The 24,579-nt window shown below is 52.5% G+C and carries 20 protein-coding genes; 19 read left to right on the top strand and 1 reads right to left on the bottom strand.

What is annotated here, in order from left to right:
* The first annotated feature begins 726 nt into the window (after nucleotides 1–726).
* The 16 genes from BMW41_RS10490 (at nucleotide 727) to tadA (ending at nucleotide 20,312) form a co-directional block, all read left to right on the top strand.
* The gene (locus BMW41_RS10490; protein ID WP_031473686.1) at nucleotides 727–2,562 is read left to right on the top strand and encodes a thiamine pyrophosphate-binding protein; all 1,836 of its coding nucleotides are present in this window, start codon (nucleotides 727–729) and stop codon (nucleotides 2,560–2,562) included.
* 99 nt (nucleotides 2,563–2,661) lie between these two features.
* Nucleotides 2,662–3,531, top strand: coding sequence for an isocitrate lyase/PEP mutase family protein (locus BMW41_RS10485; RefSeq protein WP_031473688.1), 870 nt, complete (start codon nucleotides 2,662–2,664; stop codon nucleotides 3,529–3,531).
* A gap of 19 nt (nucleotides 3,532–3,550) precedes the next feature.
* The gene (locus tag BMW41_RS10480) at nucleotides 3,551–4,414 is read left to right on the top strand and encodes an isocitrate lyase/PEP mutase family protein (protein WP_074650038.1); all 864 of its coding nucleotides are present in this window, start codon (nucleotides 3,551–3,553) and stop codon (nucleotides 4,412–4,414) included.
* A gap of 28 nt (nucleotides 4,415–4,442) precedes the next feature.
* Complete coding sequence (locus tag BMW41_RS10475) at nucleotides 4,443–5,381, top strand: hydroxymethylglutaryl-CoA lyase (RefSeq protein ID WP_074650037.1); 939 nt, start codon at nucleotides 4,443–4,445, stop codon at nucleotides 5,379–5,381.
* A 390-nt stretch (nucleotides 5,382–5,771) separates the two neighbouring features.
* A complete protein-coding gene (locus tag BMW41_RS10470) occupies nucleotides 5,772–6,671 on the top strand; it encodes a LysR family transcriptional regulator (RefSeq protein ID WP_074650036.1) in 900 nt (299 codons plus the stop codon).
* A gap of 360 nt (nucleotides 6,672–7,031) precedes the next feature.
* Nucleotides 7,032–8,483: an aldehyde dehydrogenase family protein gene (locus BMW41_RS10465; RefSeq protein WP_031473695.1), complete on the top strand. Its 1,452-nt coding sequence runs from the start codon at nucleotides 7,032–7,034 to the stop codon at nucleotides 8,481–8,483.
* A gap of 260 nt (nucleotides 8,484–8,743) precedes the next feature.
* The gene (locus tag BMW41_RS10460; RefSeq protein ID WP_074650035.1) at nucleotides 8,744–9,577 is read left to right on the top strand and encodes an AAA family ATPase; all 834 of its coding nucleotides are present in this window, start codon (nucleotides 8,744–8,746) and stop codon (nucleotides 9,575–9,577) included.
* A gap of 20 nt (nucleotides 9,578–9,597) precedes the next feature.
* Entirely contained in the window at nucleotides 9,598–10,782 is a 1,185-nt protein-coding gene (locus tag BMW41_RS10455; protein WP_074650034.1) for a VWA domain-containing protein, read from the top strand.
* 239 nt (nucleotides 10,783–11,021) lie between these two features.
* Nucleotides 11,022–11,261: an RNA-binding S4 domain-containing protein gene (locus tag BMW41_RS10450; protein ID WP_074650033.1), complete on the top strand. Its 240-nt coding sequence runs from the start codon at nucleotides 11,022–11,024 to the stop codon at nucleotides 11,259–11,261.
* A 262-nt stretch (nucleotides 11,262–11,523) separates the two neighbouring features.
* Complete coding sequence (locus BMW41_RS10445) at nucleotides 11,524–11,841, top strand: septum formation initiator family protein (protein WP_242870336.1); 318 nt, start codon at nucleotides 11,524–11,526, stop codon at nucleotides 11,839–11,841.
* A gap of 55 nt (nucleotides 11,842–11,896) precedes the next feature.
* The gene (gene tilS, locus BMW41_RS10440) at nucleotides 11,897–13,504 is read left to right on the top strand and encodes a tRNA lysidine(34) synthetase TilS (RefSeq protein WP_083378900.1); all 1,608 of its coding nucleotides are present in this window, start codon (nucleotides 11,897–11,899) and stop codon (nucleotides 13,502–13,504) included.
* Nucleotides 13,497–14,021: a hypoxanthine phosphoribosyltransferase gene (gene hpt / locus BMW41_RS10435; protein ID WP_074650032.1), complete on the top strand. Its 525-nt coding sequence runs from the start codon at nucleotides 13,497–13,499 to the stop codon at nucleotides 14,019–14,021. Before tilS ends, hpt begins: the two co-directional genes overlap by 8 nt.
* Before the next feature lie 267 nt (nucleotides 14,022–14,288).
* Nucleotides 14,289–16,103, top strand: a complete 1,815-nt coding sequence (gene ftsH, locus BMW41_RS10430; RefSeq protein WP_074650031.1) for an ATP-dependent zinc metalloprotease FtsH — start codon at nucleotides 14,289–14,291, stop codon at nucleotides 16,101–16,103.
* Between the two features lie 41 nt (nucleotides 16,104–16,144).
* Nucleotides 16,145–18,310, top strand: coding sequence for a glycoside hydrolase family 13 protein (locus tag BMW41_RS10425; protein ID WP_074650040.1), 2,166 nt, complete (start codon nucleotides 16,145–16,147; stop codon nucleotides 18,308–18,310).
* Between the two features lie 213 nt (nucleotides 18,311–18,523).
* Nucleotides 18,524–19,546 (top strand): branched-chain amino acid aminotransferase, encoded by a 1,023-nt coding sequence (locus BMW41_RS10420; protein WP_074650030.1) that lies wholly within the window; start codon nucleotides 18,524–18,526, stop codon nucleotides 19,544–19,546.
* Nucleotides 19,547–19,766: 220 nt separating this feature from the next.
* Nucleotides 19,767–20,312, top strand: a complete 546-nt coding sequence (gene tadA, locus BMW41_RS10415; RefSeq protein ID WP_074650039.1) for a tRNA adenosine(34) deaminase TadA — start codon at nucleotides 19,767–19,769, stop codon at nucleotides 20,310–20,312.
* On the opposite strand, the gene BMW41_RS10410 is transcribed toward tadA, so the two are convergent.
* Nucleotides 20,290–21,258: a helix-turn-helix domain-containing protein gene (locus BMW41_RS10410; protein WP_074650029.1), complete on the bottom strand. Its 969-nt coding sequence runs from the start codon at nucleotides 21,256–21,258 to the stop codon at nucleotides 20,290–20,292. The two genes, tadA and BMW41_RS10410, sit on opposite strands and share 23 nt — an antisense overlap.
* A gap of 268 nt (nucleotides 21,259–21,526) precedes the next feature.
* Between BMW41_RS10410 and BMW41_RS10405 the strand changes: the two genes are divergently transcribed.
* From BMW41_RS10405 to BMW41_RS15130, 3 genes are read left to right on the top strand one after another with little or no spacing between them, the layout of a single operon-like run.
* The gene (locus BMW41_RS10405; protein WP_083378897.1) at nucleotides 21,527–21,871 is read left to right on the top strand and encodes a DUF6110 family protein; all 345 of its coding nucleotides are present in this window, start codon (nucleotides 21,527–21,529) and stop codon (nucleotides 21,869–21,871) included.
* 36 nt (nucleotides 21,872–21,907) lie between these two features.
* Nucleotides 21,908–23,995 (top strand): heavy metal translocating P-type ATPase, encoded by a 2,088-nt coding sequence (locus tag BMW41_RS10400; RefSeq protein ID WP_074650027.1) that lies wholly within the window; start codon nucleotides 21,908–21,910, stop codon nucleotides 23,993–23,995.
* The gene (locus tag BMW41_RS15130; RefSeq protein ID WP_278280348.1) at nucleotides 23,996–24,121 is read left to right on the top strand and encodes a hypothetical protein; all 126 of its coding nucleotides are present in this window, start codon (nucleotides 23,996–23,998) and stop codon (nucleotides 24,119–24,121) included.
* The last annotated feature ends 458 nt before the right edge of the window (nucleotides 24,122–24,579 follow it).

Here is a 24,579-nt window from a genome sequence, read left to right as displayed (position 1 = left end):
AGCGAATTTTTCAGTAGCCGCTCACATGTGTAGACTTTTCTATCAAGGAAAAACAACATCACCTAATTTAGAAACCATTATTGCAAGAAATATTATACCGATTAGACCCGACAGGCACCGGGAACGAAAGCTAGCAGTAAAAATATTTCATGGTTTCCTCTACAGAGTAGCATAAAACAGATAAAATGAATATTTATTTTAGGCAGATATGAATCTGTCTTATTTGTGTGTCATAAATCAAGAAAAAGCAGGAAAGTCATTCACTTTCCTGCTAGTTTTTCTTTAGAGACGTCCAATAGCCAATGTTAACTTAATGACATTGGCCATGCGCCTCAGGTCCTTTTTTTTCATAGGAAATTTCTCCGAAATTCCAATACCGCAAAATGCGTTCCGCGGACTTTACTTTATGCTGAAACATGAATAATTCCAATGGTTGGATGAAAGCAAGATATTAGACTTTATGGTGCCCATAAGGTACTATTCAGGTAGTTGATATGAACAAAAAACTGCCGACAAAAAGTGCTTATCCGTAATAAATTCACAAAACCAAACCATTGCTGAATACAATTCATATCGTGGATTGAGGGATATGTACAAACAGGAGTTTTCTGTAATCCGGAGTAACTTCCGGGCTTTCGGGATGAATGAAAACCGTTCTTCTTAAGAAACGGAAGAACATCCGAAAAACTGTAATTAGCTGTTCAAAAGAAATGGAGGAGGAATCAAATGGCTAAGAAGCTTGTTTCTGATCTCATGGTTGACTATCTGGTTCGCCGTGGTGAGAAGTACGTATTTGGTCTCTGCGGACATACCGTAATCGGTATGCTCGACGCACTTTCCCGCAGAGAGAAGGACATCACTTATATTTCCAACCGTCACGAGTCTGTTGCATCCACCGCGGCAGATGGATACGCTCGTCTGACACATAAGGCATCCGTTGTTATGTGTCACCTTGGTCCGGGCCTCACAAACGTTCTGACCGGTGTTGCCAATGCTTCTTTTGATTCGATTCCGATGGTTGTCATCGCAGGCGATGTGCCGAGCTACTATTACGGCCGTGATCCGCATCAGGAAGTTAACATGCATGAGGACGGATCCCAGTACAAGATTCTTGAGCCGGTTGTAAAGAGAGCATGGAGAATCGATGATCCGGAAGCTCTTCCGTACATCATGGACAAGGCATTCCGTCTGGCAGAGTCCGGCAGACCGGGCCCGGTTCTCATCGATATGCCGATGGATATGTTCTCCCGCGAGGTTGAAGAAGAACTCTGGTCCCGGACCTACAAGGACAGCCAGTTCACCTACAGACCGGCGATCGATCCGACCGCAGCAAAGACCATTGCGGAGAAGCTGGTAAATGCGAAGGCTCCGGTTCTTCACGCAGGCGGCGGAATCCTTCTTTCTCAGGCGTCCGAAGAGCTTGCAGCTCTGGCCGAGTTTATGGATTTCCCGGTAAGCCGTACACTGGCAGGACAGGGATGTATCTCCGATCAGCATCCGCTGATGATCGGTCAGACCGGTTTCTGGGGACTGGAATTCACCCACAAGCTGACAAACAATGCGGATGTAATCCTTGGTCTTGGTACAAGATTTGCAGAGGCAGATTCCTCTTCCTGGTATCAGGGTGTAACCTTCAATCCGGATACCACAGAGTTTATGCAGGTTGACATCGATCCGTACCAGATCGGTAAGAACTATCCGGTATCGGTAGGCGCTGTCGGTGATCTCAAGATTGCGCTCACACAGATTTTGGATGAAATTAAGAAGATCTGCCCGGAGGGCAGAAAGAACCCGGCTCTTCGCGACGAGATTGCGAAGGCAAAGGCGGACTTCAAGAAGTCCAACGAGGCGATTTCCAACGACAGCAGATTCCCGATGACTCCGCAGAGAATTCTTCGCGATGTCAAGGAAGCTCTTCCGGAAGATGCGGTAATCTTCACCGATGTAGGCTGGAACAAGAACGGTGTTGCTCAGGAGTACGACATCACTATCCCGGGCACAATTCATCACTCATCCGGTCTGGCTACCATGGGCTTCGGTTCTTCCGCAGTTCTCGGCGGTAAGCTGGCTGCTCCGGATAAGATCTGCGTAACACTGACCGGTGACGGCGGCTTCGGCGTTAACCCGACCTGCCTTGCCACTGCAGTAGAGCAGGGCATCGCCTGCACATGGGTTGTTATGAACAACTCCGCATTCGGCACCATCGCAGGACTGGAAAATGGTTCCTACGGCACATTCTTTGGAACAAAGTTCAAGACACCGAGCGGCGAGAGCTATTCTCCGAGCTGGGCAGGCGTAGCGAAAGCTTACGGCGTAGATTCTGTCTGCGTACAGAGCGCAGAAGAGTTCCTTCCGGCAATGAAGAAGGCGATTGAGGCCAACAAGGCCGGCAAACCGTTCCTGGTAGAGGCTCCGATGGAGAACATTGTCGTTCCGACTCCGGGATGCTGGAACATCAACGATATCTACAAACCGAATGAGTTCGTTAAGGAAGGTAAGCTGGTAGAGAAGAAGGATGGCCAGTGGGTTGCTCCGAGCCACTCCAAGTCCCACAAGGGCTGATTGACATCCGACATTCATCTAAAAGAGACGAATATCATAGCACGGGGCTGCGCGGGTATCCGCGCAGCCCTATCTAAGCTGGAAAGCGAGGTAATTATTATGGGAAGTGCAAGTGCAGCAAGAAAGAGACTGCGTAAGCTGCTCTGGGAGAGAAAGTATCTTGTGGCCCCGTGCGGATATGACGCACTGAGCGCGAAGGCGATTCAGGCAGCAGGTTTTGACATCATGGGAACAACCGGTTACGGAATGCACGGCGTAATCCTCGGCACACCGGACACCGGCCTTCTCGCGATCAACGAGGAAGTTACCATGCTGAAGAACATGTGCGCAGCGGTGGACATTCCGATTCTGGCAGACGCCGAGGGCGGATACGGAAATGCGCTGAATGTAATCCGGACCATTCGTGAGTATGAGAATGCGGGAGTTGCCGGTCTGTTCATCGAAGACCAGAAGCAGCCGCCGAACTGCCCGTTCATCAAAAAGGCAGAGGTCATCTCCAAGGAGGAGATGATCGGCAAGATCCATGCGGCAGTGGATACCAGAACCGATGAGGACATGCTGATCATCGCCCGCACCGATGCGCCGTTCGAGGAAGGCGTGGAGCGATGCAATGCATATCTTGAGGCGGGAGCGGATATGGTCAAGATTCTTCCGAAGTCCAAGGAAGAGCTTCTCAAGGCGCCGAAGCTGATCAACGGCCCGATCCACCTGGGACTTTACGTCAACAAGGGAATCAATGACGGCATGACCGCGAAAGACTGCGGTGAACTCGGGTATAAGATCATGACCTATCCGGTCAGTTCCCTGTTTGCCCAGACCTATGCGCTTCAGCACTACTTCAAGTATCTGAAGGAAAATGAGACCGACGAGGGTTATGACGGCAACATGATCTCCTTCGATGAGTACCTGAAGTTCATCGGAGTGGATGAGATCAAGGCAATGGGTGAGAAATACGGTCTGAACGATTGAGAAGAGACAGGAGAAGAATATGAAGGACACAAGATTAAAACTCCGCAAACTTCTCTCCACCAAGAAGTATGTTTTTGCGCCGGGAGCCTATGACTGCCTCAGCGCAAAAGTAATCGAGTCCACCGGATTTGAAGCCATCACCATGTCGCATACCGGCAAGCACGGAGTGATCCTCGGACAGCCGGATACGGGACTTCTGGATATCAATGAGGTGACGACGAATCTGAAAAATGTCTGCCATGCGGTAAACATTCCGGTCATCGGTGACGCTGAAGGCGGTTTTGGAAACGCCCTGAATGTGGTTCGCACGATCCGCCAGTTTGAGCAGGCAGGCTGTGCCGGGGTATTTTTGAAGGATCAGCAGCAGCCGACCACCTGCTCCTATGTGAGAAAGCCGGAAGTGATCACAGCCAGGGAGATGGTGGGGAAGATCCACGCCGCTCTGGATGCCCGCACCGATGAAGATATGATTCTCATCGCCCGCACCGACGCGCCCTATGAGGAGGCGCTGGAACGCGCGGAAATGTATCTTGAGGCAGGCGCGGACATGGTTAAGATCGCGCCGAAGACCCATGAGCAGCTGGTGGAAATTCCGAAAAAAGTCAACGGACAGCTTCACCTCGGTATGCTGCCGCATACCGGCATTGCGGATGGACTCAACGCAAAGGACTTCGGAGATCTCGGATATAAGATCGTCTCTTATCCGGTGAGCTGTCTTCTGGCGCATACTGCGGCGATTATGGATTATTTCCGGTATCTGAAGGAGCATGATACGGACGAGGGATTTCCGGGCAACTTCATTGAGTTCAACGACTATCTCGATTTCATCGGAGTGGAGGAAATCAAGAAAGCCAGTCTGAAATACGGATTGGATAAAGTCTGATCAATACAATATTTTTAAGGAGAAATTCATGTTAAATTTACCGAGCAAAGTTCGCATCTGTGAGGTCGGTCTCCGCGACGGACTTCAGAATGAGCAGCAGATCATTTCCACGGAAGATAAGATTGCGCTGATGGAGGATCTGGTAGAAGCGGGATTTCCGGTCATTGAGGTCGGATCTTTCATGCATCCGAAGAGAATGCCGCAGATGGCAGATACCGACGAGGTGTTCAAGGCCATTGCCGCGAAATATCCGAATGTGGAGCTCCGCGCTCTGATTCCGAATCTTCGCGGTGTACAGCGTGCGGTAGACTGCGGATGCAAGAAGGTGAAACTGAACGTATCTGCCAGCCGCATGCACAATCTGAAGAATCTGAACAGAACGCCGGAAGAGACGGTGGCAGGTTTTGCAGACTGTGTGGCAGCAGCCAGGGAGAACAATATCGAGATCTCCGGATCCATCTCCATGCCCTTCGGATCCCCGTGGGAGGGTGAGATTCCGCAGGATCAGATTGATGCGATCATCGACGCATATATTGCCGTCGGCATTACCGAGATCTCTCTCAGCGATACCTCCGGCATGGGCACACCGAAGATGGTCAACACCATGTGCGAGCATGTTCTGAAAAAGTATCCGCAGGTATCCTGGTGGCTTCATTTCCATAACACCAGAGGCACCGCCATCGCAAATATTTTTGCGGCAATGCAGGCCGGGATGACACAGTTTGATTCTTCCATCGGCGGACTCGGCGGCTGCCCGTTCGTTCCGAACGCGGCAGGCAACATTTCTACCGAAGATGTCCTGAATATGCTGAATGAGTGCGGCGTGGAGACCGGCATCGACATTAAGAAGGCCATCGCGGCATCCAGAAAGCTTCTGGAGATCCTGTCCAAGGGCGGCGACAGCTACATCCTGAAGGCGGGAACCAATGACGATCTGATCGCGAATATGGCGGAGAAGGAAGCATAAGTCTGCAGGCTTAGATACGGAATGTGCGGCGGCATTCATAATTATGACGCAAGCGGGGACTCGGAATGAGTCCGGTCAATGAATTCTATAGTAAAAGAGCGGGAACCGGTATCGGGATCATTTTTCAGTGGATCCGATACGGTTCCTGTTTTTTTATTTCATTGGAAATTTCTACGAAATTCCCTATGAAATAAAAACGCTCCGCGGACTTTGTTCCGGGGAAAGTCGGAGTCCGCAGGCAGACTTTGTTCTGTCTGCTTGCACATATATAAATTTATATGATAGAATAAGCCGAATGATAGAGAAAAATCTATGAACGATCTTGATAGATAACCGGATATCTATCAATTCCAATCAACATAAACGCTGCACTACAGAGGTGGAACGAAAATGACATTATTACAGCTTCAGTATTTTCAGACTCTTGCGCATACACTTCACTATACGAAGACCGCAGAGGAACTCCATATCTCGCAGCCGAGTCTCAGTTATGCCATCAGCGGGCTGGAGAGTGAGTTGGGGGTAAAACTGTTTGAAAAGAAAAACAAGAAGACAGAACTGACGATCTTCGGCCAGCAGTTTCTTCCCTACGTGGAGAATGCCCTGAGTTCTCTGGAGGACGGAAAAGTCGTGCTGGAGAAACTGAACAAGAATGCCAGTCAGATTGTCCATATGGGATATTTCCAGAGCATCTCTTCCTCACTGATTCCGGCTATTATGGAGAGCTTTTACGAGAATACGGAAAATCGGGAAATCCGTTTTGACTTTGCGGAGGAACCGGGCTTTGATGTGTTCAGCAAGATCCGGAAGGGAGAACTGGACCTTGGATTCTGTCTTCATACGGCTGACTGGGCGGAATCCGTCTGCGTTATGCGTCAGCCGCTGTATCTGGCTGTGCCGGCAGAACATCCCCTCGCCGGCAGAATGTCGGTAAGCCTTGCGGATTTTGCGGATGAACCGCTGATCATGCTGGAGCAGTCTTCCATCCTTCGCCAGCAGCTGGATCGGAACTATGCAGAGATCAACAAGGTGCCGAATATTGTCTTCGAGGTCCGGGAGTGCAATGCGGCTCTCCAGTATGTAAACCTGAAGTTCGGCGTGTCCGTTCTGCCCACCGTGCATCTGACCGAGAGCGACAGGGTGGTGTTTATCCCGATCTCGGATGAGGACAGAGAGTATGTCCGGACCATCTATCTGACCAGAGTAAAGGGAAAAATGCTCACGGTGGCGGCCCAGAAGGTCTGGGATCATATTGTGACGAATTTTGCTCTGCCCAAGGCAAGAGCGTAAACGGCGGTGCGAAAAGTGTGGCTGTTAGAGAGGAATTAACTCTGACAGCTGCACTTATTTTTTTATAAAAAGAGAAACACCGGACTCAGCCCGCCTGAGGATTCTGTTCCTGCGGGAGGAACGTACGGATGCAGGTGCAATTGTGCAAAAATGAAGCGAAAAACCGGCATGACGTGAAGGATATCGATGAACTTATGTGCAAAATGACATAGATAAAGGTATAAAAACACTTAAATAGAGAAAACTTTATTAAAATGATTAAAACTACTGATTTGATAATTGGTAATATCTGAATTATAGTTAAGACAACGCAAGATGCATTGACGCGACAGGCGCCAACAAGAAAGGATGGGATTTGAAATGGCACATGAAGTAACACCAGAGCAGATCGCAGCACTCGACGAGCAGGTAGCTCGCGCAAGAAAAGCAGCAGCGATTATCGCTACATATGATCAGAAGACTGTAGACAGACTTTGCCAGGCCGTTACTGCGGCAATCGCAAACGCTACCACATGGGCAGAGCTTTGCGACGAGGCTGTTGATGAGACAAGACTCGGCGATAAGGTTACAAAGAGAAATAAGAGAACAAAACTGAAACTGATCCTTCGTGAGTGTATGAGACAGAAATCTGTCGGTATGATCGAGTACGATCCGGTTAAGGGCATTTCCAAGTATGCGAAGCCGGTCGGCGTTATCGCTTCCCTGGTTCCGACAACCAACCCGTGCCTTACACCGGCAGGACAGGTAATCTACGCGATCAAGGCGAGAGACGTAATCATCTGCTCCCCGCATCCGCGTGCAAAGGTTGTAACAAACAAGTGCATCAATATCATCCGTGAGGCTCTCGTGAAGGAAGGCGCTCCGGCAGATATCATTCAGGGTATCGAGGAGCCGTCCATCAGCCTTACTCAGGAGCTGATGAAGAGATGTGACCTCGTTATCGCAACCGGCGGCCGTCCGATGGTTAAGTCCGCATACTCCTCCGGAGTTCCGGCTTACGGTTCCGGTGCCGGCAACGCAACGGTTATCTACGATGACACCTGCAATACTCCGGAGTTCCTGCACGAGGCTGCAGAGAACACCATGATCTCCAAGACTGCTGACTTCGGTTCCGGCTGCTCCTGCGACGGAAACCTTGTTATTGCCGACACCATCTATGATGGCGCTGTAAAGGCCCTTCAGGAGGTTGGCGGATACCTCATCACAAGCAAGGATGACGAAGAGAAGATCAAGAATGTTCTTTGGGATGAGACCGGTCATCGTCTTCCGGATACCGTTGCAATCTGCCCGCAGAAGATCGGTGAGCTTGCAGGCGTTGCGATTCCGGATGATGCGAAGTTCATCATGGTTACCGGCGGCGGTATGGATGACATCGGTGCAGATCACTTCTTCTCCAAGGAGAAGCTGACCACACTCGTTTCCCTCTTCAAATATGATGCATCGGATTTCCAGAACGCAATTGATATGGCGCTGAAGATTTTCTACACAGCAGGCGGTCTGGGCCACAGCTGCGGTATCTACTCCTGGAGTGATGAGCACATCGATGCTCTTGCAAAGGTTGCACCGGTTTCCCGTATGATGGTTCGTCAGCCGAACAACAAGGGTAACTCCGGTTCTCCGTTCAATGGTATGCCGCCGACATCTTCCATGTCCTGCGGTACATGGGGCGGAAACATCATCACAGAGAACATTACTCTGAAGCACTACATGAACATCACCTGGGTTGCACGCCCGATCATGAAGGACCTGCCGTCTTCTGAGGACCTTCTTGGTGAGTTCTACACACCGGACTTTGATGTAGAGAAGAAGTAATTCTTCGAACAGGTTACTCCCCAGTCTAAATGACTGTACAGAGGCACTGTCAACGCGGTTTCCGCGCCGGCGGTGCCTCTTTTATTTACGCGAGCAACGAGCCAATGCCTGTGCTTGCACGCGGCCTTGGAGACTGCTGCTAAACGTTCGAAACTCGCGAAGCGTGTTTCATTTTTGCGGCGGATCGGATACACTGTTTTATGACGGATTGATACGGATGCAGAAATGCTGCATTGCCGATAGAGAACAGGAGAAAGAAAATGAATCATCAGACATTTCAGGGCAGCGAGACCTATGTTGCCTCTCAGGAACTGCTGAGTGCAGTAAACATTTCCATGGCACTGGAGAAGCCGCTGCTGATCAAGGGCGAACCGGGCACCGGAAAGACGGAACTGGCGAAGTCCATCGCCGAAGCTTTCGGAGCGAAGCTTCTGATCTGGAGCATCAAGTCTACTACCAAGGCACAGGATGGCCTCTACGTCTATGATGTCGTTCAGAGACTCTATGATTCCCAGTTCGGAGGAAAAGCGGTGGATAACATCGAACAGTATGTGCATCTCGGACAGGTGGGCGCGGCCTTTGAGTCGGAGGAGAGATGTGTTCTCCTGATTGATGAGATCGACAAGGCGGATCTGGAGTTTCCGAACGATCTTCTCTGGGAACTGGATCAGATGGAATTCACAATTCCGCAGACCGGAAAGACGATCCGGGCAAAGCACCGTCCGATTATTATTATCACGTCCAATGCGGAAAAAGAGCTTCCGGATGCATTTCTCAGAAGATGCATTTTCCATTATATCTCTTTCCCGGATGAGGAACTGATGCGCCGCATCATCTCCGTGCACTATCCGAAGCTGGAGCAGGATCTCATCGACCAGACCATCGCGGCGTTCTATTGGGTCAGAAGTCTGCCGGCAGTGCAGAAAAAGCCCAGCACCTCCGAACTGATCGACTGGATCCGGGCCCTGACCTACAGCGGCATTCCGTATCCGGATATCCTGCGGAAGATTCCCTTTGCCGGGGTTCTTCTGAAAAAGAATGAGGATCTGGACGCTCTGGAGGCGGCGAAGGCAAGACGTGACCGCGGATATTGATCCCGGAGAAGAGAGGTGCCATGTTTACGGAATTTTTCTTTTATCTCAGAGCCCATGGGCTGAAGGTTTCCCTGAATGAGTGGATGATGCTCTGCGAGGCGCTGGACAAGGGACTTGCCGGGGCGACATTTACCGGCTTCTATCAGCTCTGCCGGGCCGTGCTGGTGAAGAGTGAGGCGGATTACGATAAGTTTGACCGGATCTTTGTGGACTATTTTGAAGCCATCGCAAAGGCCGGTGATCGGATTCCGCAGAGCCTTCAGGACTGGCTGGATCATCCGGGCTGGAAGCCGGACAACTGGGATCCGGAGAGCGCCGAATTTGCGGAGAACCTGACTCCGGAGGAGATCGAGGATATGCTGAGGGTGCGGATGCAGGAGCAGGATTCCGAGCACAACGGCGGAAACTACTGGATCGGAACCGGCGGTATGTCTGCATTCGGCAACGACGGCAATACTCCGCAGGGGATCCGTGTGGGCGGCACCGGCCATTATCACCGGGCTCTGCGGGTGGCCGGGGAGCGGCGGTTCCGCGACTTTACCCGGGACAGAGCGCTGGATCTGCGTCAGTTTCAGGTGGCGTTCTGGTATCTCCGCCAGTATTCCAGCCGGACCGATGAACAGAAGACCGTCCTGAATGCGGAGAAGACGGCGCAGGCTACCGGCGAGAACGGCGGCGTCCTGGATCTCGTCTACGAGCGGCCGCGCAGAAATCAGGTCAAAGTGGTAATGATGATGGACTCCGGCGGCAGCATGGAGTATTACAGCCGCCTCTGCTCCACCCTGTTTCAGGCGGTCAGCAAGTCGAACCGCTTCAAGGACCTGAAGATATACTATTTTCACAACTGCATTTATAAATACCTCTATACCAGACCGCAGTGCAGAGACGATTCCGCGGTGCTGACCGAGCAGGTGCTCCGCACGCTGGACCGGGACTACAAGCTGATCATCGTCGGAGATGCGGAGATGGCGCCCTATGAGCTGATGACTGCCCGTTACCCCAAGGCGGCCGGAAGACGGGGAATTGACTGGATGCGCGATGTGCGGGATCATTTCTCCCATTCGGTATGGCTGAACCCGGGAGAGGGCGGAAACTACTGGGATATCCCGGAGAGTTACACGACGCTGAAGAGAGAATTCGATATGTATTATCTGACGGTGGATAATCTTGTGAAGGCAATGAAGAAGCTGATTGCGGCCAGATAATTATCCGGGGAAATGTGCCGGAACATGTCTTACGGTGCTGTTTCGGCGCTTTTGAACTGGCGGACGGCGGTTTTTGCCCCCCAGGGGCCGACAGTTGTGCGAGACCTTCCCTTCGGGTATAATGTGCAGTGCAGCATATGAAGCGCAAACCGGAGGGTGAGTTTGGGAGAATACTCAGACTGTCACGGGCGGTTCAATGAACCGGCAGGCATGTCTGTCTGAGGCTGGAGGAACGAAAGATGAGATTGGATAAATATTTAAAGGTTTCCCGTCTGATCAAGCGCCGCACGGTGGCCAATGAGGCCTGCGATGCCGGACGTGTTATGGTCAACGATAAAGTGCAGAGAGCATCCTACGATGTCAGGGTCGGGGATGTCATCGAGATTGCCTTCGGAACAAAAGCCGTGAAGGTGGAGGTTCTGGAGGTTCAGGAGACCGTCCGCAAGGAAAATGCGAAGGACATGTTCCGCTATCTGTGAAGAACCGGGGGATGCGGAAGAGGGGGAGTCTTTTGCCCATAAAGCCCTTTATGAAAAATGCCAAAAACATCTCTTATCATCAGGCAGATTGAAAGAAATTTGTACGGTTCTGCAAGTTGAAAAGGGCACACAGATACGCTATTATTAAACTGTGCGATCCATCAAGGCGGTTCCTGTCCGGAACCGTGGGATCATTCGGACCGGGAAGGCGGCTTCCCGGCAGAATCCGAATGCGGGGATGCAGAGTAAGGGGGGATGTTCTTTGTCGAGAAAAAAGACCGGCAGACGAAGAGAAGCGCTGAATAACAGGGCTGCTCTGATTGCGGTCACAGGCGTTGTGTTCAGTCTTGCCGTGGCTGTCGAAGTGAAGGGTACGCAGCTTCGCGCGACCGAGAGAGAGCTTCTTGCACAGGAACAGACACTTATGATGCAGCTCAATGACGAGAAAAACCGGGCACAGGACCTCGAGGAGGAGAGGGTATACGTCCAGACCAAGGAGTATATCGAAAAAGTGGCAAAGGAGAAACTCGGATTGGTGAACCCGGGAGAAACACTGCTCAAACCTTCCGAAAAGAAATAAAAAAACAACCCTCTGGCGCTGCGCGTCAGGGGGTTCTATTGTATATGGGAGAAAAATGCCAATCAATGAAAATCATCCGCTGGAGAAGCGGGTATATGACCGGGTCCGGGAACAGAACATGATCCTGCCGGGGGACGGTGTGATCGTCGGACTGTCGGCGGGACCGGATTCCGCCTGCCTTCTCTCGGCGCTCTGCGCGCTGAGAAAACGGCTGAATACAGAAGTTCGCGCAGTTCATGTCCATCACGGACTCCGCGGGGAAGAAGCGGACCGGGATGCGGAGGCGGCGGAAAAACTTGCCGATTCCTTTGGCGTCCGGTGCCGGATTGTTCAGATCGACGCGGCAAAAGAGGCGCGGGAAACCGGAACAACGGTGGAGGAGGCCGGCCGGAACGCAAGATACCGCATTTTCCGTGAGGAGAAGGAGCTATGGGAAGCGGAGCGGGGGATGCCGGCCGGGAAAAAGGGAAAAACGGGGAAATCCGACGGAGGGATTGATCCGGAAGAAGGGCCGGAGAAACATACCGGAAGAATCCGCATCGCCACGGCGCATCACGCCGATGACAGCAGCGAGACGGTGCTGATGAATCTTTTCCGCGGAACCGGACTCCGTGGGCTGACCGGAATTCCGGCGGTGACCGGGGACATCATCCGGCCGCTGATCGGAGAATACCGGGAGGATATCCTGGCATATCTGAAGGAAAAGTCTGTTCCATGGGTGACGGATTCCACCAATCTGGATACGGAGATCACCCGGAACTATATCCGGCACGAGGTTCTGCCGGGGGTACGGGAAAACGTCAATGCGAGGGCAGCGGAACACATTCTGCTTGCAGCGGAGGATATCGCGCAGGCGGATGCGTATTTCCGGGAACTGGCGGAATGGCACTGCGTCCGCCTGATCGGAGAGGACGATCCGGATCGGAAAGAAGCCGCGGCATGTTCCGGAAGGAAGCTGCTTAAGATTCATTGTCCCGATCTTCCGGCAAAGCCGGAAATACTCAGAACGTACCTTGTCCGGGAGATTCTTCGGCGTCTCGGCTGTCCGGCGAAGGATATCGGCCGGAATCATATCCGGAGCATTCTGGATATCATGGACGGCGGAACCGGCCGGAAGGTGATGCTCCCGTACGGAGTGAACGTTGAGAAAGAGTATGAGGATGCGGTCTTTTATGCGGCCGGTGAAGAACAGAGACCGCAGAGGAAGCCGGATACGGATTTTGCGGATGCAGGGAAGGCCTGCCCGGAAGGAATGCGGGCACAGGGGACTGTGACGGGCGGACCGGAGAGGGAGCGGCTGCCGGAGGAGCTGCTGAAGGCCTCTTTCCGGACCGAGATTATTTCGGCAGAGGAAGCGGCGAAAAATCCGGATACGACATATACGAAATGCTTTGACTATGATAAAATACAAGGTAATCTGTCATTTCGTTACCGGACAGAGGGTGACCGCATCCGGCTGTCGGAGCAGATGTCAAAATCGCTTCACCGCCTGATGATTGACGAAAAAGTTCCGCGGCAGGAACGAAACCGGATTCCGATCGTATCCGACGGGGCCGGAGTGTTGTGGGCCGTGGGATATCGGACGGGCTGGAATGCCCGTGTGACGGAACAAACAGACACGATATTACGAATAACATATAATGGAGGAAAAGACGGTGGCTGACAAGATCAGAGTACTGCTTACAGAAGAAGAGGTTGACCAGAAGATCCGAGAGATCGCGGAGGAGATTAACAAGGCTTATGAGGGCCAGTCGGTAAAGCTGATATGCATTCTCAAGGGAGGCGTCTTCTTTACCTGCGAACTTGCAAAGCATCTGACGGTTCCGGTTTCCATGGATTTTATGTCGGTTTCCAGCTACGGCTCCGGTACAACATCCAGCGGCGTCGTAAAGATCATCAAGGACCTGGATGAGCCCATCGAGGGTGAAAACATTCTGATCTGTGAGGATATCATTGATACCGGCCGCACGCTGGCATATCTGATCGAAGTGCTGAAGCAGAGACATCCGAACAGCATTCACCTCTGCACGCTTCTGAACAAGCCGGAGCGCAGAGTAAAGAAGCAGGTTCATGTCGATTATACCTGCTTCACCATTCCGGATCAGTTTGTCGTTGGCTTCGGTCTGGACTACGATCAGAAATATCGCAATCTTCCGTATATCGGAGTGGTAGAGCTTTAACGCGGCAAGGGAAATCTCCTGCCTCCAGGTGATGGTGAAGGCTGGTGAATGACATCAATTCGCGGCTGCCCCCGCCAGGCCCATGCCTGCATGAGGCCCCGGCGACTGCCGCGATAACGAGCGAAACCCGCGAAGCGTGTTTCGCCTCGTTGGAGGAGACTTGAACGGTGGCTGTGAAGCAGCGGATGTGAGCTCTCCGGATAAGCGGGAATCTCTGCGTTTATCCGAGGCAGTGCTGCTGAACAGATGCACAGATGGGAGGAGAACGTGAGACAGAGACAGACACTTGGAGGAAGCGTAGGCCTCCTGATTCTTGTGATGATGCTGTTCATGCTGTTCAGCATGAGAATGCAGAAGAATTCACAGGTCACAGAGATTAATTATCCGCAGTTTGAACAGTATGTGGACGACGGAAAGGTTAATTCCGCCGTAATCCGTCCGAACCGGGAGACACCGACCGGTGATGTGGAGTTTGAGATGAACGACGGCAGCCGCGGCAGTTTCAGCACACTGGATGTGACGGAGACGGAAAAACTGCTGCGGGAAAAGAAAATCAGCTATTACACGGCATCGATCCGTCAGGATAACTACATGATGACGGTGATTCTGCCGGTTCTCCTCTCTGCGGGAATCCTCATCGCGTTCTTTGCGTTTATGAACGCCCGCAATTCGGGCGGCGCCAATGCCAAAATGATGAATTTCGGCCGCAGCCGCGCCAAAATGACCCGGACCAGCAATGTGAATTTCACCAATGTGGCCGGACTGGAAGAGGAGAAGGAGGAACTGGAGGAGATCGTTGATTTCCTGCGGGATCCGCAGAAATACACCCGCCTCGGAGCGAGAATTCCGAAGGGTGTGATTCTGGTGGGACCTCCGGGAACCGGTAAGACGCTGCTGGCGAGAGCGGTTGCCGGAGAGGCGGGCGTTCCGTTTTTCAGCATTTCCGGATCGGATTTCGTGGAAATGTTTGTCGGCGTCGGTGCGTCCAGAGTGAGAGACCTCTTTGATGACGCGAAGAAAAACGCGCCGTGCATCGTCTTTATCGATGAGATCGATGCAGTTGCCCGTCAGAGAGGCACCGGTCTCGGCGGCGGACATGATGAGAGAGAGCAGACGCTCAACCAGCTTCTGGTTGAGATGGACGGATTCGGCGTCAATGAGGGCATCATCGTTATGGCGGCGACGAACCGCGTGGACATTCTGGATCCGGCGATTCTTCGTCCGGGCCGTTTTGACCGCCGCGTTGCGGTCGGAAAGCCGGATGTTCGCGGAAGAGAAGAGATTCTTGGCGTACATGTCAAAGGGAAACCTCTCGGTGACGATGTGGATCTTCACCGTGTCGCACAGACGACATCCGGATTTACCGGAGCGGATCTGGAAAACCTCATGAATGAGGCGGCGATCAATGCGGCAAAGGCAGAGCGCAGATATATCACGCAGCAGGATATCGACCGGTCCTTTATCAAGACGAGCATCGGTGAGGAGAAGCGGAGCAAGGTTGTGAGCGAGCGCGATAAAAAGATTACCGCGTATCACGAGTCCGGCCATGCGATTCTCTTCCATGTACTTCCGAATGTGGGGCCGGTTCACACCGTATCCATCATTCCGACGGGCCTCGGCGCGGGAGGATACACCATGCCGCTTCCGGCAGCCGATGAGAGCTATCTGACCAGAACAAAGATGCTGGAGGAGATCATGGTTTCTCTCGGAGGAAGAATTGCGGAAGACATCATTTTCCATGATGTGACGACCGGCGCAAGCCAGGATATCCGCCGCGCCACCGCAATCGCGCGTTCGATGGTTACCGAGTACGGAATGTCGGACAAGGTCGGCATGATCAATTACTCGAACGATTCCGGACAGGTCTTCATCGGAAAAGATCTGGCGCATCAGCGGAGCTTCGGTGAAGATGTTCAGCAGTCGATCGATGTCGAGGTCAAGCGGATCATTGACAGCTGCTACACAAAGGCGAAGGAAATCATTCTGGAGCACGAGGATGTGCTTCATAAGAGTGCGGAGCTTCTTCTGGAAAAGGAGAAGATCGGACAGGACGAGTTCGAGGCGCTTTTTGAAAAGATGTAACTATCCGACGGCGTGCGGAAATGCAGAATGGAGCGTTCGTGATGAATGGGATTTATTCTGAAATGACCGATACCGAGGCATTATTTTGTGATGAAACGGAAGGATACCGCACCCCGTTTTCTGCGGAGCCGGGAGAGGAGATCACACTTTGGTTCCGGACCGCGGCAGATGGGGCGGATATCGTTCTTCTGCGCAGCGCGGACAAACCGTCGGTTGCTTCCGATTCCGACGGCGATGTGGCGTTGTGCTTTATGAAGCGGGCCGCAAGAAGCGGCCGCTTTGACTATTGGCAGGCACATCTTCGCCTGCCGGAGAAAAAAATCTATTATTCTTTTGAAGTCCGGCGCGGGCGGGAAGCCTGTCTTTACGGAAAGACAGGTGTGGAACCCGGCTGCGCTTTGGACAATCTTATGACATGGCATCCGTTTTCCATGATCCCGGGATTCCGCGTTCCGGAATGGAGCCGCGGAGCAGTCATGTATCAGATTTTTGTCGACCGTTTCCGGAACGGGGATCCGTCCAATGATGTGATCAACGGGGAATATCTCTATCTCGGAGAGCGGGTGCGCCATGCCGAGTGGGACAGTCTTCCGGAGAAGCTGGATGTGGGCCGATTCTACGGAGGCGACCTGGAGGGCGTGCGGCAGGAACTGGATCATCTGAAGGATCTCGGCGTCGAGGCCATATATCTGAACCCGATTTTTGTATCACCATCCAACCACAAATATGACTGCCAGGATTATTTCCATGTCGATCCCCATCTGACGCTGATTCCGAAGGATGTCGGAAAACTCGTGCAGCAGGGCGAACCGGACAACCGGAAGGCGGAGCGTTATATCAACCGCACAGCGGATCCGGTCAACCTCGGAATGAGCGACTGGGTATTCGCGAATTTTGTCAACGATGCGCACGATATGGGCATCCGGGTGATCATCGACGGAGTCTTCAACCATTGCGGTTCTTTTCACCGATGGATGGACCGGGAAAACATCTATGGCCATCAGGGAGGATATCCGATCGGCGCCTTTAGAACCAAGGACAGCCCGTACAGCCATTATTTTCGTTTTTCGACGAATGAATGGCCGGACAATGATTCCTATGAGGGCTGGTGGGGGGTCGAGACGCTGCCAAAGCTCAATTATGAGGAAGCGCCGAATCTGGTCCGTGCTGTGATGGATATCGGGCAGAAATGGGTCTCTCCGCCGTACGGGGCAGACGGATGGCGGCTGGACGTGGCGGCGGATCTCGGCCACAGTGAAGAGTACAATCACGAATTCTGGAAACTGTTTCGGAAACGCGTGAAGGAAGCAAACCCGGACGCGGTGATTCTGGCGGAGCATTACGGAGATCCTTCCTCGTGGCTCGGCGGCGATCAGTGGGATTCCGTTATGAACTATGATGCGTTTATGGAGCCGGTCTCCTGGTTTTTGACCGGTATGGAAAAACACAGTGACCGCTCAGAGCCGTATCTGTTCGGAAACGGTCCGGAATTTTTCCGTACCATGCGGGAAAATATGAGCCGTTTTTCGCAGCAGTCATTGGAATGTGCCATGAATCAGCTGGATAATCACGATCATTCCCGGTTTATGACCAGAACGAACCGGACGGTGGGACGGCTGGATTCGCTGGGAGCGGATGCGGCGTCCATGGGAACGAACCGCGGCATTTTCCGTCAGGGAATTGTGATGCTGATGACATGGCCGGGGGCGCCGACCTACTACTACGGCGATGAGATTGCACTCTGCGGATGGACGGACCCGGACAGCCGGAGAAGTTATCCGTGGGAACATCAGGATCTGGAAATGATTGAGTTCTGCTGCTGTGCGGCCCGGATGCGGCGGGAACTTCCTGCGCTTCGAAGGGGCTCCGTGATCGAGCTCTCTGCCGGAGACGGATTTATTGTCTACGGCCGCATGGGCCGGGGGGCGGAATCGAACCGGGTGGTGATCTGCATCAATACTTCACACGAAGAAGCCATTGTCCATGTTCCGGTCTGGAAACTGGATGTCCGGGACGAAGAGGTCATGCGGCGCTACATGCTGACTACAGAAAAAAATTATAATGTCGGCGTTCTGGAATTTCCGATTCGCAACGGCATGTTCCGCGTGGCGCTTCCGCCGGTATCGTCATCGGTTTTTGCGGTCGGTGAGCGGACGAGGGGTACATACGATGACGCGGTGCCGGGAGACCCCTCCTGGGCAATGTGAAAAATCAATAAACATAACCTTGAATTATATTTACTATTCGAAAATTGCGATGCCATCGGATTGTCTTGAATCTCAGATAACATACAATTATAATGTGTCCAAACACTATAAACGAGGCGAAACACGCTTCGGGGGTTCCGCTCGTTGTCCGTGTAATAAATGACTTGCAGCGCCGGCCTGAACCGACCGTATGGAAGAGATAGGAGCGATCTTATGGAAAAGAAAAACATTGACTGGGCAAATCTTTCCTTTGGCTATATGCCGACGGATTATCGTTATGTATCGAAATTTAAGGACGGCAAGTGGGATGACGGGGAGCTGATTACCGATCCGAATGTGGTCATGAGCGAGTGCGCCGGTGTGCTTCAGTATTCTCAGAGCTGCTTTGAGGGTTTGAAGGCATACACCACAGAGAAGGGACAGATCGTGATTTTCCGCCCGGATCTGAATGCGAGCCGTATGGCGGACTCTGCGGCAAGACTGGAGATGCCGGTATTTCCGGAGGAAAAGTTTATCGATGCGGTAGTCAGGACCGTCAGGGCCAATGCGGCGTGGGTTCCGCCGTTCGGCACAGGCGCTACATTCTATATCCGTCCGTATATGTTCGGATGGTCCCCGGTTATCGGCGTTAAGCCGGCGGATGAGTATCAGTTCCGCGTATTCGGAACCCCGGTCGGACCGTATTTCAAGGACGGTGTAAAGCCGATCGTGGTAAGAATCAGCGATTACGATCGTGCGGCGCCGCACGGAACCGGACATGTCAAAGCCGGCCTGAACTATGCGATGAGTCTTCACGCAATCGTGGAAGCGCATGATCAGGGCTTTGCGGAGAACATTTATCTGGATCCGGCAACCAGAACGAAGATCGAGGAGACCGGCGGTGCGAACATCCTGTTTGTAAAGGGCAATAAGCTTGTGACGCCGAAATCTCCGAGCATTCTTCCGTCCATCACCAGAAGATCTCTCCTGTATGTGGCAGAGCATTATCTCGGTATGGAGGTTGAGGAGAGAGAAGTTCTGTTCAGTGAGGTCGGTGATTTTGAGGAGATCGGCCTTTGCGGAACGGCTGCGGTTATCGCGCCGATCGGTAAGATCAATGATCACGGCAGGGAGATCTGCGTTCCGTCCGGCATGGAAGAGATGGGACCGAAGCTGAAGAAGCTCCGCGACACTCTGACGGATATTCAGGCGTGCAATATTGAGGCGCCGGAGGGCTGGATCCGGGTGATCGAGTAAGTTTGAATGGTTTGGGCCTGCGCAGGAATGCGCGGGCCCTTTTTAACGGGAGCGTGCCGAATGGATCCGCTGTGGAAGGAACGTAAGCGCCCCTGCCGGTCGAAGTACTGCTGGCCGCAATGCAATTCGTCATAAATCGTAAAAATCCGGGAGGTGTGGTACACTATAGGAAAATACGATTGGAAACGGTGCGGAGAAGAATATGGCAGATGACGGAAAGATGACGAAGATTCAGACAGCAGGGAAGGCTGCATCCAGGCTTACGGATGAGGAATATTTCATGCGTGAGGCGATCCGGCAGGCGCGGCGTGCGAAACGGATCGGAGATGTGCCGATCGGCTGTGTGATCGTCCATGACGGGACCATTATCGGAAGAGGATATAACCGTCGGGTGGCAGACGGAAATGTGCTGGCTCACGCAGAGATCATCGCGATGCGGAAGGCCTGCCGGGAGATGGGCGACTGGCGGCTGGAGGAGTGTACGATGTATGTGACTCTGGAGCCGTGTCCGATGTGCGCCGGTGCCATTGTTCAGGCGAGGATTCCGAAGGTCGTGATCGGAGCGATGAATCCGAAGGCGGGCTGTGCGGGATCGGTTATGAATCTTCTGGATGAACCGGGATTCAATCACCAGTGCGAGGTGGAGATTGGAGTTCGCGGAGAGGAATGCTCGATGCTCCTGAAGGAGTTTTTCCGCGACCTGAGAACAAAATCAAAGAAAGCCGCGGAGGAGAAGGCGTCCCTCAGCCGAAATGGCGATAATTGAGGGGGGACATTCCGAAGGATTCTTTAAAAGTTTTGGAAAAATGTCCGACACTGCTGTAGCCGACCGCTGCCGCGATGGAGGATACCGAAGAAGACGTCGATGACAAAAGTTCTGCTGCCTTTGCCATGCGTCTTTTTTTGATATATACCGAAATATGGGTCTGGTAGACGTTATAAAAGAGTCTTTTCAGTGTGGTGGGACTGATTCCGAGTTTTGCAGCCGCCTCCGCGATGGGGACGGGCTGGGAGAGATCCCGTGTCAGGATGTGTTCGGCGGCATGGGCAATTTCGATCTTCTCCTTCATAAGATGCGGATGGGCGGCCGGCTCTTTTAACAGCACGTCATGTGTCAGGAGGAAGAACAGTCCGAGCGTCAGTGTCCGGAGGCGTGGAAGAAGGAACTCATTTTCCTGTTCCATGCTCTGATACAGGTCGTTCAGCGTGTGCTCGATTTTCAGCGGAACGGCGGAGATCAGTGTATCCCGGCCGGATAAAAAACGATGATTTAGCGAGGAAAAACTGATGTCCAGGAGATCAAAAATTTCCCGGTGCCGGTCTATCTCATTAATGGAAAGGAAAAACTCAATCCCGGTATAGGTTTTGGACGGATATCGGAATCGGCTTTTGGTCTGTTCGGTGGAGAAGGAAATCTCATTGGACTTCAGATAGATGAAATTATTGTTTTCGGTGATCATTTCGCAGCGTCCGCTGCGGCACCAGTTGAGTTTGATCACACGGTTTTTGACCAAAGCATGCTTTGGCGGCTTCGGCATCCGGAGATTCTGCGGATCGATCTGGATCCGGGAAAGAACGATTCCGGGAAACAGGGGATACATGACAATGGTTCCGCCGGCGGACAGATCTGTGCGAAAAAAGATACTGCTTTCCCGGTAGGTACCATCGGATATGTTTTGAAGTTTATCTCGAAGCGTTTTTTCAATATTCATAAGTAAGGTCCTTTCGGGTACCGCAGGCGGCAAAACAATGCTCGATGTATTACGCGCCGGGGATAATCTGCCGGCCATATTCGCGGCGTTGGACGTACAAGGTTTTACACAGCTATAATAACATAAAATAGACAAAAACATAAAAATGGATATTTAAATAAAAACCTGGATTCAAAATATGCTATATTAAAACATCGGAATCAAAATGGAATGATTTGCGGACAGCGGCGCTGTTTGCAAATGCATAATTGAAATGGAGGAAAATCAAATGATCGGTTGGAAGAAAGTTGCATGTTTTGCAGGAGGAGTTCTGTTTGGTACGGCAGGCGTCAGCATTCTGAAGAGCAATGACCTGAAAAAGGCTTATACTCACTGCACCGCCGCGGTACTGAGATGCAAGGACACGGTTATGAAGACCGGAACCACAATCCGTGAGAACTGTGATGATATCTATGCAGATGCGTTGGACATCAATGAAAAGCGCGCAAAGGAAGCTGAGGCAAAGGCGATCATTGACGCAAAGGAGAAGATCGCACAGGCGAAGGCTCACCTTGAGGAACTGGAAGCGGCAAAGAAGGCAGATGAAGTTGATATGGCGGACGCTCAGGCCTGAAGGGAATTCTGAGCCCGGAAGGAGGATTGGGAAAGAATGAAATGCAGAATTTTACATGAATCCTCCGGTCGTATGCGCGTCCATATCGACCAGTTTCGTATGACGCTGCAGCAGGCAGACCTGATTGAGTATGCGATCCGCAGTCTGGACTGCGTGGAGAACGTCCGGGTATATGAGCGGACCGGCAATGCGATCATTTCTTACCGGCGCGGAAACCGTCGGGCGGTCGTAGAGGCGCTCTCTGAGCTCAATTATGAGGATGAGAAATTTCAGGCTCTCGTTCCGGAGCACAGCGGAAGAGAGATGCGCAACAAATATGAGGAAAAACTGCTGTTCAGCGTGCTGAACAAGGGCTTCCGCACATTGTTTTTTCCGAGTGCTCTGAATACGGCGGTTACCGTGGCGAGGGCGATTCCTTACTTTGTGAAGGGTGCGAGTGCGCTTCTTCGTGGAAAGATCGAGGTTTCGGTACTGGATGCGGCGGCCATCGGCGCATCTCTTCTCAGAGGAGACCCGGATACGGCGGGAAATGTCATTTTCCTGCAGAATCTTGGCGACATTCTGGAGGATTGGACCCGCGAAAAATCCGTGGATGATCTGGCGGAAATGATGAGTCTCCATGCGGACCGGGTGTGGATCAAATGTCCGGATGGCGAGGAGGTATTGATGAATACCGACGAGGTTCAGGCCGGAGATCTGGTCATTGTCCGGACTTCCAATGTCATTCCGCTGGACGGAATCGTTGTTTCCGGAGAGGCAAGCGTCAATCAGGCATCGATGACCGGAGAGGCGGCCCCCGTCTTCAAGACGGAGGGGGCTTCGGTCTTTGCGGGTACGGTGCCCAACGAAGGCGAGCTGGTATACCGGGTGACGCAGAAGGCCGGAAAGGGAAAGTACGATCAGATTGTAAAGATGATCGAGGAATCCGAAAAACTGAAGAGTAACACGGTTACTGCGGCATATCATCTGGCAGATCAGCTGGTGACGGGAGCTTTTGCCGGCATGGGACTGACATATCTGCTGACCAGGAATATTACCCGGGCGATGTCATTTCTGATGGTCGACTTCTCCTGTGCATTGAAATTGTCCATGCCGTTGGCGGTGATGTCCGCGATGCGGGATGCCGGAAAGTATGAGATATCCGTCAAAGGAGGAAAATTCCTGGAGGCGGTTTCGGAGGCGGAAACGATCGTGTTCGATAAGACGGGAACGCTGACCTATGCGACACCGAAGGTGGCGGATATTGTCACGTTTGACGGCTGGTCCGAGACGGAAGCGCTTCGATTGGCTGCCTGCATGGAGGAACATTTCCCGCATTCGATCGCCAATGCCGTCGTCAGGGAAGCGGCGGACCGGAAGATCAGTCATGAGGAGTGCCACACAAAGGTGGAGTATATCGTGGCACACGGAATCGCGACGACGATCAACGGAAAACGGGCGGTCATCGGAAGCCATCATTTTGTGATGGAAGATGAAAAGATCTGCGTCAGTGATGCAGAACGGGAAAAGTACAATGCGATCCCGGCGAATTATTCACCGCTCTATCTGGCGGTGGACGGAAAGCTTGCGGCGGTTCTCTGCATCTCGGATCCGATCCGGGAGGAGGCGGCCGGGGTGATCCGACAGCTTCACCGGATGGGGCTGAAGAAGATCTGTATGATGACCGGAGACAACAGCACAACCGCAGGGGAAGTCGCAAAGAAGCTTTGCCTGGATGAGTTCCACGCCGAGGTTCTTCCGGAAGACAAGGCGGCATTTGTCCGGTCGGAACATGCCTGCGGACGAAAAGTCATCATGGTTGGCGACGGGATCAATGATACGCCGGCGCTCTCAGAAGCGGATGTCGGCCTTGCGGTTTCGAACGGGGCGCCGATCGCGCAGGAGGTTGCGGACATTGTGATCTCCAACGGATCGCTTCAGGAGATTGTCCGGATGCGGCAGATCGCGGAAGCGCTGATGAAGCGGATTCACGGGAATTACCGGAATATCATGGGCTTTAACAGCGTGCTGATCGGTCTCGGCGCGATGGGGCTTCTCATGCCGGCAACGGCATCGCTCCTGCACAACATGTCGACGATTGGGATCGGGCTCTACAGCATGACGCCCCTGATCAGGGAGGAATAAATGAATTATTTCAAATGGCATAAATGGAGTGCGGTTTTGATGATGATTTCCGGAGTGATCTGCCTTTGGAGCGGACATAAGATGGTGTCAAAACCAAAACAGTCAAAGCAGAATGGCGAAGAGTAAAGAGAGAGTTCGCGAGAGGATTGTTTCTTCTTTCAGGCCATTCTTTTCGAAGGAGCCTGAAGGAAGAATGACGGAATGACCGGAAGACGAAAAAAGGGTGCTGCCGCAATGAGCGACAGCACCCTTATGATAGTGCGCCTAGCGGCGCACGTTTCTAACGGGTTAAAGTCCCGAATCCGCCCGGTAGTGGGAAGGATATAGCCGAAAGCAAGGGCGTCCGTCGCGAGACGGAATCTGAAGGAAGCTGGATGTGGGGAACATACTAACCCACGGGCAAATCTCTGGTCTGACGAACAGAAATCTCATATGAGGTTATGCATGAGGGTAAGGCTGCTATACAAGTCGAAGCCCAATAACTACACGGAATCATGCATGATAAATGAGGCAGATGGATGGAGAGGAAGAAATGTGTGGTACCTAGGGAGGTCTGCGTGAAACGCTCTGAAAGGAGTAACCAC

Origin of the sequence: [Clostridium] aminophilum (genome assembly GCF_900101295.1) — a bacterium.
Classification (GTDB): Bacteria; Bacillota; Clostridia; order Lachnospirales; family Lachnospiraceae; genus Clostridium_R; species Clostridium_R aminophilum_A.
Note: the sequence above shows the minus strand (reverse complement) of the source record. Positions and strands in the feature narration are given on the sequence as shown.